Annotated in this window: 9 protein-coding genes; 6 read left to right on the top strand and 3 right to left on the bottom strand. The window is 67.0% G+C overall.

Annotated elements, in window-relative coordinates; translation table 11 throughout:
- Nucleotides 1-120 precede the first annotated feature (120 nt).
- Both ACLARN_RS43690 and ACLARN_RS43685 read right to left on the bottom strand, forming a co-directional pair.
- Nucleotides 121-615: a hypothetical protein gene (locus ACLARN_RS43690; protein ID WP_409497386.1), complete on the bottom strand. Its 495-nt coding sequence runs from the start codon at nt 613-615 to the stop codon at nt 121-123.
- 5 nt (nt 616-620) lie between these two features.
- On the bottom strand, nt 621-5,807 hold the full coding sequence (locus tag ACLARN_RS43685) for a PA14 domain-containing protein (protein WP_409497385.1): 5,187 nt from the start codon (nt 5,805-5,807) through the stop codon (nt 621-623).
- 400 nt (nt 5,808-6,207) lie between these two features.
- Here ACLARN_RS43685 and ACLARN_RS43680 point away from each other — a divergent pair, with 400 nt between their 5' ends.
- Together ACLARN_RS43680 and ACLARN_RS43675 are read left to right on the top strand one after the other, a co-directional pair.
- Entirely contained in the window at nt 6,208-9,057 is a 2,850-nt protein-coding gene (locus tag ACLARN_RS43680; RefSeq protein WP_409497384.1) for a hypothetical protein, read from the top strand.
- Nucleotides 9,058-9,098: 41 nt separating this feature from the next.
- A complete protein-coding gene (locus ACLARN_RS43675; RefSeq protein WP_409497383.1) occupies nt 9,099-10,223 on the top strand; it encodes a serine hydrolase domain-containing protein in 1,125 nt (374 codons plus the stop codon).
- A 25-nt stretch (nt 10,224-10,248) separates the two neighbouring features.
- Here ACLARN_RS43675 and ACLARN_RS43670 read toward each other — a convergent pair whose 3' ends face one another.
- On the bottom strand, nt 10,249-10,629 hold the full coding sequence (locus ACLARN_RS43670; RefSeq protein WP_409497382.1) for a hypothetical protein: 381 nt from the start codon (nt 10,627-10,629) through the stop codon (nt 10,249-10,251).
- 191 nt (nt 10,630-10,820) lie between these two features.
- On the opposite strand from ACLARN_RS43670, the gene ACLARN_RS43665 reads away from it, so the two are divergent.
- The 4 genes from ACLARN_RS43665 to ACLARN_RS43650 all read left to right on the top strand — a co-directional run bounded on the left by ACLARN_RS43665 (nt 10,821) and on the right by ACLARN_RS43650 (nt 13,262).
- Complete coding sequence (locus ACLARN_RS43665; RefSeq protein WP_409497381.1) at nt 10,821-10,967, top strand: hypothetical protein; 147 nt, start codon at nt 10,821-10,823, stop codon at nt 10,965-10,967.
- A 189-nt stretch (nt 10,968-11,156) separates the two neighbouring features.
- Nucleotides 11,157-11,291, top strand: coding sequence for a hypothetical protein (locus tag ACLARN_RS43660; protein ID WP_409497380.1), 135 nt, complete (start codon nt 11,157-11,159; stop codon nt 11,289-11,291).
- 195 nt (nt 11,292-11,486) lie between these two features.
- Complete coding sequence (locus ACLARN_RS43655; RefSeq protein WP_409497379.1) at nt 11,487-12,227, top strand: tyrosine-type recombinase/integrase; 741 nt, start codon at nt 11,487-11,489, stop codon at nt 12,225-12,227.
- Nucleotides 12,228-12,332: 105 nt separating this feature from the next.
- A complete protein-coding gene (locus ACLARN_RS43650) occupies nt 12,333-13,262 on the top strand; it encodes an ATP-grasp domain-containing protein (RefSeq protein WP_409497378.1) in 930 nt (309 codons plus the stop codon).
- The last annotated feature ends 177 nt before the right edge of the window (nt 13,263-13,439 follow it).

Here is a 13,439-nt window from a genome sequence, read left to right as displayed (position 1 = left end):
GCCGCGCACCGGATCCGCTGCTCAAGCTGGCGCAGACGCCACCAATACCGCGCCCAGCAAAGCCACTACCAGCGACAAACAACCCACGAACCATGACCATCACGAACTACGACTGGAGTACTAGTACGCGTGGACGCGAACCACCCCGTCCTCGTCAGGGATCGTCACGGTGATGGCGTCGGCACCGTCGTTGTCGGTTGCCGGGAATGCGCCGAAGTAGACGTCGTCGTCGCTTTCCGCGTCGAGGACTTCCTCGTCAAGGTCTCCGGCGTCGACGACGCGCATCCTGATACTCACCCCGTCGGGTCTGAGCCATCCGATGAGGGCGTCTCCCTTCCGTTCGATGATGTCGAGCAGTTCCGTACGGACTGTTCCGGTGTAGGGCCGTCGCGCGATCCTGTTGTCGAAGTAGAAGGTGACAAGACTGCCAGGGCGCAGGCGGTCCGCGATCGTCGTCAGGTCCTGGCGGCAGGTGGCGACGAACCAGTTCGTGTCACCGCCGCCTTGGGCCAGGCGTTCCAACGCCACGAGTGAGCCGGCCCGATCCAGCCGCTCGGCCACGCCAGCCCGCGTGATCGTGTCGCCCTGCCAGCCGAGGTGATCCGGTTCGGTCATTTGCCCTACTTCTTCGGTAGTTTGTAGACGCCGTTCTCTTCCATAGCCTTCAAACCGAGCTGCCCCAAGGGATTGTCGGGACCATGCGGGATGATCGCGCCCTTGATGTCATCGGCCGACGCATGGACGTTGACATGCCCAGGCGGTACATCGTTGCGGTCGATCCGACCATTTTTCAGTTTCGAGGGGTCGATCGCCCAGATCCTGTCATTCGGACGGAACACCTGCTTGCCGTTGGCGGCACTTGAGACCGACTCACGGAATGAGACGGGGTAGTGCTTGGTCAAATTCTCGCTGGTCGTGCTTCCTGTCCGGTACAGGGCCGACGCTTTCCCTGCCGCCGGGGCCATCTTCGCGGCATTCTTGGCGACGGCGCCGACCAGCTTGCCGCCGGGAATCAGGCCGAGCGCGGCCGTGGCGGCAGCCTGCTTATTGCCCTGGGCCAGATGTCCCGCCACGGCCGCCCCGGCGGCGACCGTGCCGATCGGGCCCGGCACATACGACACCACCGCGGCCACGGTGGTGGCTTTCGAGGCTATCGAGCGCAAGCTGGGGAACGTCCCCGCCAGGTCCATGGCGTTGATGGGGTCGGCGTTGACGTAGTCGTAGTCGTTGGCCGATCCGCCATCGACCGGGTCGACCTGCAGGAACCGGCCAAGGATCGGCAGGTAGGTGCGGGCACCCATCTCGATGGCCTGCTGGCCGGCCAGATGTTCCACCGGTCGCTGGTATTGGCCTAACCACCCATAGTCCATGCCGCCGGTGGCGGTGGCGGGGATGGGGACGTCGGTGAACGCGCCCGTGTTCGGATCGATGGTCTGCCCGAAGGGGTCGTACTGGTAGATGCCGCCGGTGCGGGTGGCGGCACCGTCCGCGGTGAACAGCACGTCGCCGTGGAGGTTGGGGTAGGACCAGTTGGTGGTGCCGGTCTGGTCGTAGTTCTTGGTCAGCAGCACACCGCCGGGCAGCGGCACGATCCGCTGCAGCAGGTTGCCTGCCTTGTCGAGGATGAGGTCGGCGGTGTCCTGTTTGGAGCTGTAGGAGTAGCGGGTGGTCCCGTTCTTCGACCCGTCGGCGGCGCCGGTCACCGTGCGAGCGGTCAACCTGTCCTGCGGGTCCCGTGCGTAGGTGATCGATACCCCGGCCGCGGTGGTGGTGGACAGGTGACGCTTCATGGCGTCATAGCCCAGGGTGTCGCCGCCGATTTTCACCGTGTCGCCACGGCTGTCGTACTCAAGCGACAGCGCGGTGCCGCCGCTGGTGGAAATCAGCCGGTCAGCGTCGTCGTAGCAGTAGGTGGTGGTGACCGGAGCCGCGCCGTCGCGGCTGTCGGTGGAGGCGGTGCGGTTGCTGTTCGATCCAGCCGCCTGGTTCGGGCCGCACCCCTTGGCCTGGTCGAACCGGTAGGAGAGCTGGTGGTGCGGGACGGTCGCCGCGGCCAACCTGCCAACGGTGTCGTAGCTATAGGAGTAGGTCGCCTCGGTTTTCCCGTTGACGGTCACCACATCGTCAGTGATGCGGTTGTCTCGGGAGCGGGTCACCTTGTCGACCACGGTGGCGGCGGGGGTCTTCCACGTCAGCGCCATGGGTTTGCCTGCGTCGTTGCGGGCCAGTTGGTCCAGGCGTGTTTTGTTGCCGTAGTCGACGGAGGCCAGTTCGGTGGCGGTGGTGTAGGCGGGGGTGGCGACGGTGACGCCGTCCACGGTGACCTTCGTCAGCTGGTTGGCGTCGTTCCACGCGTAGGCGACGGTGCTGGTCCGGCCCTTGATGGTGGTGGTGTCGCTGGTCAACCGCCCGACCTGGTCGTAGGTGGCGATCGAGGTCACGCCGTTGACGTCGGTGTAGCTCACTTCCTGGCCCAGCAGGTCGATCGCGGTGGTGATCGACCCACTCTCGTCGGTCACCTTCGAGATGAGCGGGTCGCCGCCGACCGCCCAGTCGGTGACGACCGTGCGCGCCGGCTTGTCGCCATAAGCCGGGAAGCTCTTTTTCACGACCCGGTTGCGCGCGTCATAGCCGGTGCAGATCCACGCCCCGTCCCCGACGCTTTGAGCCACGGCTCGGCCTGCCGCGTCGTACACGCTCTCGCCGGCGATCGCCGGACCGCCGGCCGGTTTGGCGGCGGTGACGGTCTTGGCCATGCCGCCCTGATTGACCGCGGGCGAGCCAGGGACACAAGGGTTGGCGCGGGTTTCGGTGTCGCCGTAGTAGGTGGTGGTGGTGCGCTTGGCCGGGTTGGCGACATCGCCGCCCGGTAGTGCCGCTGCCAGCTTGCGCAGGTACCCCTGGCCCGGCCGCTCAAAGGTGCTGCGGGTGGTGAGGTTCAGCCCGCCGGGGTCGGCGGTCTTGGACATCGCCAGCCCGTAGATCGGGTCGATCCCTGCCGCGGGGTCGGTGTAGCTGGTCGCGATGCGCTTGGTCGGTGCCCGTTCGATGCTGCCGCCGGAGGTGTCGTCGGTGGTGGCGCTGGTCGCCAACCCATAGCGGGGAGCCAGGTTCGTGCCTGGCACCGTCACCGGCGTCGTCGCGCCGGGCGGGGTCCAGGTGAAGCTCAGCGCGCCGGAGGTCCCGGCGCGGTTGTAGTACTCGACCCGGATCCGTTGCCTGCTTCCGGCCGTGGCATTGGTGTAGGTGCCGGTGACCGCGGTGCTGATCTTGTCGGTCCAGCCGTCGGCAACCAGATTGTCGTCGATCCAGAGCCGGACTCCGTCAACCACGGTGAGCCCGAGCTGGTAGTCCCCAGCGGCGGGGAACTGGATCTCGCCGGTGAACCGGCCCGACCAGCCGCCGGTGTTCGCGACCGGCGGGGAGGAACCCCATGACTGCGACAATTTCCCGTCGGTGGTGCCGACGCCGGTAGCGAACAGCTTCGGAATCCCGGACAGGAACGGGTTGTCGTAGAACGCGGCCGACAGCCCGGCCATGCCCTCGTCGTAGTTGGTGTGGCTGTGCGGCATGGTCGCCGCGCATGCGGGCGTCGGGGTCTGGCCGGTGAAGCACGACGCCTGCGCGGGCCCGTACTTGTCGATCGGGCGGTCTGCGTGGTCATACAACGTGGTGGAGCGGCGACCGGCGCTGTCGACCGCCGCCGTGGCCTTGTCTTTCGCGTTCCACTCCGCGGCGATGGTCGCCCCGGTGAGATCCGTTGTGGACACCGTGCGGCCGGCGTCGTCGTAGGTCGCCGTGCGGGAGCGGGTGGCGTCGTACACCCCGGCCAGGGCTACGGTGGTTTGTTTGCGTTCGAGGTAATACTGGTAGAAGTGCTCGGCTCGGAGTCCGCTGGTGCGACCGTCCGGGGCCGGGGCCAGTACCTGGATCGCGCGCAGGACGGGCGGCTCGTTGGGCTGCTCGACCGTGGAGCCGTACCCGATCACCGTGCAGGCGCCGGCGACGTCGTCGAGGTTCGTGCAGCTGTTCCCGGCGGAAGCAGGCTGCCGGGCCGTCCAGTCATAGGCGAGACCGTCGCGGATCGTGGTCAGTGGCCCGACGCTGTCGATGGCCTTCTGTTTTTCCACCTCGTTGTCGCCGGCGTCGTCGTAGCGCTGCTTGGCCAGTGCCCGGTCCCGGTAGTCGTAGTCGCGGATGTCCGCACCAGGGTTCTCGATCCGGCCAAGGGTTTCCATCTGGTACCACAGCCTGGTCTCGGTGCCGTCCCAGTACCGGATGCGGCACAGCATCTGTGGTGGAGCCGGGTCGGATCCCGGCGGGCGGGACACCCCGCCGTAGCAGCTGTCACTGTTGTCGGTGTTGTAGTACAGGGTGTGTGCCCGGCCCGACACCGGATCCTTGATCTGGGTCAACCGCGACGGCGATCCACTGTAAATGTGCTGCAGTGCGGCAGGTTTCTTGCTGTCCAACGCCGACGCCACGGTGGCAGGCGTGCCGTCGGGGTTGAACACCGACACCACATCGTTCTCGGTGACCGAGATCCTGCCGCCGGCGTCGAAGGCCAGCACGCCGTCCTCACCGACCGGGGGCGTGTAGCCGCCGGAGGAGACCTTGGTCCAGGTGTGTTTGCCGCCCGCGCCATCAGTCAGTACTACTGACCCGTCGAGCATCTCCGCGTGACTGTAGGCACTGGACTGCGTGGACAGCGTCCATCCCGACGGCAGCGGCGCCGGGTCGGCGGAGTAGAGCCACTCCGTCGGCACGATCCGAGGCGCCAGATTGTGGCTGCGGTCATTGGCGTCGCCGACGGTGCTCTTGGCCCACAACACCATCCGGGGCCGCTCCGCCGAATGGTGGTACAACTCGATCTTGATGGGCACCCGCTGGCCGGCCTTGAGCGGGACATCCCGGTCCTGCTTGGCGCCGGGGAGGAGGAAGTCATCGCCGACATCGGCGGAGTTCGGGTTGTCGTAGACCAGCTTGCCATCCGCCCAGATCCGCGCGCCGTCGGCATGCCCACCGCCGAACCGGAAATCGCCGCTGACCGGGGCCTTGAAGTGGCCCTCCCATCGGATGACGAACCAGTCCTTGTTCATCGCCGGCGGCAGCGGGTTGTCCCGCCACGGGAGGTTGTCCGGATTGTTGCTCCAGGCGATCCCCCAGTCCAGATTGACCTGCGACTCGCCGCGCACCATCACCGGGATGTCATCCGGGGCACCGGTGTGCCGGGAGTCGTTGAAATACGACGCTCGCACCCCACGCGCCGCGCTCTGCCGGGAGTTGTAGGCGAAGTTCACCCCCGCCGACCCGCCAACCGTCTGGAACGCCGGCCCGCCTGCCTCGACGTGGGCGTTGCCGTTGAACAGGTTCACCGTCACCGGGCCCAGCACGTCGGTCGGCGCCGGACCCGTATCCCCCACCCGCTGGTTGACCGTGAAGTGCCCGACCCACCGAGGTGGCGTCGCCGTCGACGCGCCGGGCACCGCCGTACCCGCCGTCCAGGTGTAGCGACCGCCGTCGTGCAACACATGTTTCGGCACAGTCCAGGTCGGCTGGTCCAGGCACCCAGAGTCCACCACACTGCCCGAGCGGCCATCGAAACCAGTGGAGATCTTGAAGCAGTACAGGATGCCGTCTCCGACCGCGGCGACCTGCAGCGTCGGTGTCTGTGTTGCCACCACGGCCTGATCGACCGGGCTGACCAGACTCGTCTCCGGCGCTGTACCGGCGCCGGTACGCGCGCCGTCGGCCCCCTTGCCCGTTAACGGTGTGAAATCAGCCTTCGGCTGTTTCGCATCGGGCACCTGGCGAGACTGATCCGGTGACGGCGCCGACAGCATCGGCAGATCCCGTGGTACCTCTTTCGGTGCCGCTGCCACCGAAGGTGAGACCCCCATCTGCGCCAACGACGCAACCAGCGCCACCGTCAACACGAACACCAGCACCCGTACACGCGACCACATCCGTCCACGCGGCCCAACGGGACTTCGACCTCCGGAAACCATGACCACTCTCCCCTTGTCGATGCGAGCAGTAGACGTCAAAGCCGGCTGCAAGACGGTCGGTGCCGGTGCTGGCCGCAAGGATGTGTGTAACGGGTTTGGGTTGTTCAGTGTCGGGGCCTGGACGGTGAACCACGAGGTGTGAACAATTCTGGCGGGGTTGTTCAACTGGGGGTGGGTTGTGGCGCGTGCGGAGCGTCCGTTGGATCCGGGGAACGGTCCGCTGCTGCGGTTGGCCGCTGATCTGCGGACACTGCGTGAGAACGCGGGCAGTCCGGGATATCGTGAGCTCGGCCGGCGCGCGCACTATTCGGCCGCCGCGCTGTCCGGGGCCGCTGGTGGGCGCAAGTTGCCGAGCCTGGCGGTGACCCTGGCCTATGTCCAAGCCTGCGATGGGGACACCACTGCGTGGGAGCAGCGCTGGCGCGACGTGGCGGCCGAGCTCGCCGAACCCGCCCCTCGACCTGCGGGAGATGAGCAGGGCGCGCCGTATATCGGGTTAAGTGCTTTCCAGGACCAGGACGCCGACCGGTTCTTCGGCCGCGATCAGCTGGTCGAGCAGATCCGCGCGCGGGTCTTCGACTCCAGATTCGTCGCCGTGGTGGGCGCTTCGGGCGCGGGCAAGACGTCGTTGTTACGGGCCGGGCTGCTGCCCGCGATCACCAGCCACGCGGAAACCCCGTGGCCCGTGGCGGTGATGACTCCCCAAGCCCATCCGATCGAGGAATGCGCCCTGGCATTGAGTTCGCTCACCGGAACAACACCGACCCGGCTCGTAGCGGATTTCGCCGGTGACATCAGGGCTGTGCATCAGGCGGTCCGCCAGGGGCTGGCCGATCACCCGGCCGAAGTCGATCTGGTGCTGGTGGTGGATCAGTTCGAGGAGATCTTCACTCTGTGCCCCGACCCGGCCGAACGGGCCCGGTTCCTCGACCTGCTCATCACCGCCACCAGCACGGACGGCAGCCGGTTGCGGGTGGTGCTGGGTGTGCGCGCGGACTTCTATGGTCACTGCAGCCGCTACCCGCACCTGGTCGAGGTGTTGCAGCAGGCGCAGGTGCTGGTGGGGCCGATGACCACACCCGAGCTGCGTGAGGTGATCACCCGGCCCGCGTCCCTGGCGGGGTTTTCGGTCGAGAGCGCCCTGCAAGCCACACTCTGTGCCGAGGCCGACGGCCGGATCGGCGTGCTGCCACTGGTATCGCATGCCCTGCTCGAGACCTGGCACCGCCGCCGCGGCAACGCACTGACACTCGCCGCTTACCACGAGACGGGCGGCATCACCGGGGCCATCGCCCACACCGCCGAAACCACCTACACCGCCCTGACCGAAACCCAGCAACACTGGGCACGGCAACTGTTCCTCCGGCTGGTCGCCCTCGGCGAAGGCACCGAGGACACCAAACGCCGCCTCGACCGCGGCGAACTCGACCTCGAGAACCCCGACGCCGGTACCGTGCTCGACCAGTTGGCTCAAGCCCGGTTGATCACGCTGGACCACGATGGCATCGAGATCATCCACGAAGCCCTCATCCGGTACTGGCCTCGATTCACCGAATGGCTCACCCAAGACCGCGAAGGCCAACGGACACACCGCCAACTCACCGACGCAACCACCGTCTGGGAAGGTCTCGACCGTGACCCTGGAGCTCTCTACCGCGGCACCCGCCTGGCCATCGCCCGCGACTGGGCCGACTCCGCGCACGACAGGCTCACCCCACGAGAAAGCGCCTTCCTCGACGCCGGCCTCGACGCCGAAGCAGGCGAACGAGCCGCCGCCCAGCGCCGCACCCGACGCCTGCGCCAACTCGTCGCCCTGCTCGCGGTGCTGTTCCTGCTCGCCGCGACGGCCACGGTCTACGCCGTCCACACCCGAACCGCCATCGCCAAGAACGTGGCCGTCGACGCCACTGAACTGTTCCGCACCAACCAGGATCTGGCCGCACAGCTCAGCCTGACCGCCCACCGGCTGGCCCCCACCCCCGAAACCCGCGACAGCCTGATCAGCACCCTGTCCACCACACTGATCAACCAACCGCACGAGGTCTACTCGGTGGACTTCAGCCCCGACGGGCATGTTCTGGCCACCGCCAGCGGGGACCACACCGTGCGGCTGTGGGACGTCACCGGTCCTCGCATCCCCGCCGAACTCTCCGCCATCCCCAACGCGACCAGCACGGTCTTCGGGGTCGATTTCAGCGCAGGCGGACATCTACTGGCCACCGCCAACGGGGACGACGTCGTGCGATTGTGGGATGTCACCAATCCGCGCACTCCCTTCGAACTCGCCGCCATCCCCAGTACGGGCGGAACGGTATACGGAGTCACGTTCAGCCCCGACGGCCGCACTCTGGCCACCGCCGGTTTCGGTGGCATCGTGCGACTTTCGGACATCACCGACCCCCGCCGCCCCACCGAACTCGCCACCCTCACCGGCCACACCAGCGTCGTCTACTCGGCGGTCTTCAGCCCCGACGGCCGGACCCTTGCCACCGCCAGCGAGGACCACACCGCCCGGATCTGGAACATCACCGACCCGCGCGAACCCACCCAACTCGCCGCGCTGACCGCCCACACACGTAGCGCGGTATACGGAGTGGCCTTCAGCCCCGACGGGCGCATGCTGGCCACTGCCGGCAACGACAACACCGCACGACTGTGGGACGTCACCGACCCACGCGCCCCCACCGAACTCGCCACGCTCACCGGCCACACCAGCGGGCTCTTCGGCGTGGACTTCAGCCCCGACGGGCGCACTCTCGCCACCAGCGGCGGCACCACCGCACGGATCTGGACCATCACCGACCCGCACCATCCCCTCGAACAGACCGTCCTCACCGGCCACGTCACCGGCGTGTGGTCGGTGGCCTTCAGCCCCGACGGACGGGCCCTGGCCACCGGCGGCTGGGACCGCACCGCCCGGATCACCCCCACCGGCACCGACGAGCTCATCATCCGCGCCTGCGACCACATCCACACCCGGATCACCCCCAGCGAGTGGAACCAGTACTTCCCCGGCATCACCTACAACCCACCCTGCCCGCCCCGATGACCACCGTGGGCACTCAGGAAACGGACGCTCAGGAGAGCAGTGTGAACAGAAACCGCCTCGTACCACTGATGGCGGCCGCCGCCGTCGCGATGGCGATTCCCGCGCCCGCGCAGGCAGCGCCGGTCACCGAGCACGCCGATACCCAGGCAGTGCTCGACAGCTACCAAGCAGGCGCAGGGCCGGGCGCGGCTGTCCACGCCGGCAACCGCACCCACTCGTGGGAGATGCACAGCGGAACCGCGGACACCAACGCCCAGCGGTCCATAACGCCCGACGACCAGTTCCGCATCGGCAGCCAGACCAAGACGTTCACCGCGGTCGTGGTGCTGCAACTGGCCGACGAGGGCAAGGTCGACCTGGACGCCCCGATCGAGCGGTATCTGCCAGGCGTGGTCGACGGCAACGGCTACGACGGCACCGCAATCTCCGTGCGACAGATCCTGCAACACACCAGCGGCATCACCAACGACCTCGGCAAGCCCGAGGCCGACCCGGACGGCACCTACAGCCTGCGGGAGACAGTCCGCGCCGCTCTGGCCGACCCACCGCAGTTCGCACCGGGCACCGGCTGGGGATATTCCAGCGTCAACTTCCTGGTGGCCGGCCTGCTGATCGAGCAGACCACCGGCATGTCGGCCCGGGACGCGATCACCACCAGGATCATCAGGCCGCTCGGCCTGACCAGGACCAGCTACCCCCGCCCCGGTGACCGGCAGCTCGCCACGCCCTATCTGCCCGGCTACATCGGCGGCCGGTCGGGCCCGTTCTTCTTCTGGTTCGACCGGACCTTCGCCTGGGAACTGTCCCAGTGGGCCACGGCCGGAGCCATCGCCTCGACCGCACGGGACATGGCCACGTTCGACCAGGCAATCGCCGACGGCAAGCTCATCTCACCTACCGCGCTGGCCCAGATGCGCACGACGGTTCCCATCCCCGGTGCGGCCGGCATGAGCTACGGCCTCGGGCTGATCCGGCTCGACCTGTCGTGCGGAACGCAAGCGTGGGGCCACGTCGGCGACACCGCGACCGGCCACTCGTCGGGGACCTTCGCCACCGACGACGGCCGACACGCGGCACTGGTGACCAACACCTTCGTCCAGGCCGAAGGCACGACGACACGAACCCAGGTGATCGACTCCGCACTCTGCGGCACTCCAGCGAGCTGATCCACCGGGACCCCGCCGATCGCCATCAGGCAGCGCCAGTTTGCCGCGGATCCGGTTGCACTGCTTCGCCACGCGCGAGGTGATCTGCTCGAACGCGGGATGGGCGAATGCGCTGGGCCCGCAAACAGAAGCTGACCCAACTGGACTTCGCAGCCATCAAATGGGGTGGGCCGGCAGGATCATCGACACCGAGACCCGTTGGGAACAGGCCCGCTGGCTGCTGCACGACGACACCATCAAGCCCGAGCATCGGGTGACCGGTCTGTTGGTTCTGCTCTACGCCCAGTGGCCAGCCGCGATCAGCCGCCTCACCCTCGATCAGATCCACACCGGCGACGACATCCGCATCCACCTCGGCAGCGAACCAGTTGTGCTCCCAGAACCACTCGCCGGACTCGTCCGCCACGTCGCCACCACGCCGCCATCGGCGACCCTGGCGCCTCGCTCTGACTGTTTCCCGGTGGGCAACCCGGACGCCCCATCAGCACCTACCGCCTGGCCGAACGACTCCGCGAGCTCGGAATCCAATCCGGACAATCCCGCTCCACTGCACTGTTCCAACTCGCCACCGACCCGCCCGCCGCGCTGCTCGCCCGCATGCTCGGCATCCACATCAGCGCTGCCGTCGCCTGGCAGCGCGCCAGCAGCGGCGACTGGGCCGCCTACGCCGCCGACGTCAGCCGCCGGGCAGGACCCGACAGCGTCAGTAACCCGCCACCAGCCGGACATCCACAAGAACCATGACCCCCGACCAGAGGTGAAGCTGCTGGTCGATTACCGGTACGACCTGGTGGCGCAGCGCACCACCAGGTCAACCGGCCGCGTTGGCACCTGCACGAACTCCATCCAGACCTGCAGGTCCCCTCGCCCGGCCTGCGCTGCTACTGCGTCATCGACGACCTGGCTCGCCGCCTGGCCGACAGCGACGGTCTCGTGGCACGCATCGCCCGCGAGCTGCTGGCACGCTGCCGCGAGCTCACGGTGCAGATCAACGCGCTGGAGCGCGAGCTGCGCGACCGGGTGCGTGAGCTGGCACCGCCGGATTCGACTGGGCTGATCTACCCTTGAACGGGCGAGTCCCGACTCGACGCCATCACCGCGACAAACTGTGCTGCGGCCTGGAGCTACTGGTAGCCGGGCAGGTCATCAAGTCGCCCCTCCAAGACCGACGCGGAGCGGCTACTTCTGGTCTCGCCCTAGCTCGGCGAGGTCTTGACTGCGATCATCTTCCGAGTCCGGGCAGGCAACGCCGCTCTGCCACTCGTGTCCGCCTACGACGTGTTCGAGCAGACCTGGAGCTCGCCGATGCCGTTCCTGTTCCAACGACGTTTCGGCACCGAAGACCGGCCACTCACCCGCAGCTACATCCGGGAGTGTCTCGTCGCTACGTCGCAGTCCGCCCAGATCACCGCCGCTGACCAGCCACTGGAATGGCGCCCCCACGATTTCCGGAGAATCTTCGTCACCGATGCCATCCGCTCCGGGCCTCCCCCCCACATCGCGGCCAAGATCTGCGGTCATTCCACTGTGGACACAACGATGGGCTACGCGGCGATCTACCCCGAAGACGTGATCGCCCACCATCGGGCGTTCATCGCCCGATGGTGGGCCGAGCGACCCAGAGAGGAATACCGCGACCTCACCACCGGAGAATGGGACGACTTCCTCGCCCATTTTGAGCTACGAAAGGTGGTTCTCGGAACATGTGCCCGCGACCACGGAACCCCTTGTGCGCACGAAAACGCCTGCGTCAGGTGTCCTCTACTCCGGGTCGACCCAGACCAAATGCCACGACTGGAAGAGATCCACGCCAATCTCGTCGAGAGGCTTGAGGAGGCAAAGGAGCAGGGCTGGCTGGGCGAGGTCATCGTGATCGAGACCACCATGGCAGCCGCAGCGCAGAAACTCGAAGCGATGCGGACGCGCACTGCGCAGCAGACCGTGACCCATCTGGGCATGCCCAACCTTCGCTCCGCCCTTGGGCGGTCCAGTACAGACACTTGACCCACCGTGCCAGCAAGGCGCGCCGCATTCTCAAGTAGCCGAATAGCGGACGGAGCATGGCGTCGGACCGGGCGTCGATCTGAGACAGGTGACCATATCCTGTTTATGCAGTTCTTCCCGGCAAGCGGGCTGTCTGGAAAATGTCTGGAGATCAACTGGGCGAACCGGCAGGATGCACTCATGATGTTGCTCGTTCCCGCCGATGTCCTTCGTCCCCGTCGTCCCGATGAACATTTCGCGGCGGAAGCGGAGGCCGCTCGTGCGGCCGGGATTGACGTTGCGGTGATCGACCATGACGCCCTGAGCAAGCCCGACGGGGGCGAGCATGCGGTGAGCCGGGTCCCGGCCGGTGACGACGCGATCTACCGCGGCTGGATGCTCCGCAGCGAGCATTACGCGACCTTCGCCGCGGCACTGGCTCGACGGGGTGTCATCCTACGCACTAACGCTGAGCAGTATCGACGAGCGCATGAGCTGCCTGGCTGGTATTCCAGCTTGGAGACCCTTACCCCTCGATCAGCATGGACTGTCGGGGACGACCGCGACGCCTTCGACCGTGCCCGCGAGGAGTTGGGTTCTGGCTCGGCCGTGCTGCGCGATTACACCAAGTCGATGAAACATTATTGGCACGAGGCGGCATTCATCCCCGAACTCGACGACCCGGACGCTGCCTGGGCCGTCGCGAGCCGGTTTCGACAACTGCGAGAAGACGACATGACCGGCGGATTCGTCCTCCGCCGCTTCGAGAACTTCGTCTCCGCAGAGGTCCGCACCTGGTGGATCGACGGCACCTGCCTCCTGGCCGGACCACACCCCGACACACCCGATGACCTACCAACCACTGAGCTCGACCTAAGCCCACTTCAGCCCATGATTGCCGAACTGAACCTGCCCTTCGTCACAGCCGACCTCGCCTTACGCGCCGACGGCAGATGGCGGGTCATCGAACTAGGAGACGGCCAAGTCAGCGATCGACCCACGACAATCACACCTCACGCCATGATCACCATGCTCAACGCCGGTTCCCTCCAATAGCGACACGACGTCCGCCCAAACCATTGACCGCGAACACCACCACGGACGCTTGAGATGCCTCGCTCTTTCCGGACAGTTGACCCACTAAGGTGGGAGAGACTGGACGGAGAGATTGAGTGTCGCAGCGTCGACGGAAGTTCTCGCCTGAGTTCAAGGACGAGGCCGTGAAGATGGTTT

Origin of the sequence: Amycolatopsis sp. cmx-11-12 (assembly GCF_046269425.1) — a bacterium.
Classification (GTDB): domain Bacteria; phylum Actinomycetota; class Actinomycetes; order Mycobacteriales; family Pseudonocardiaceae; genus Amycolatopsis.
This window is presented reverse-complemented; position numbering and strand designations above follow the sequence as displayed.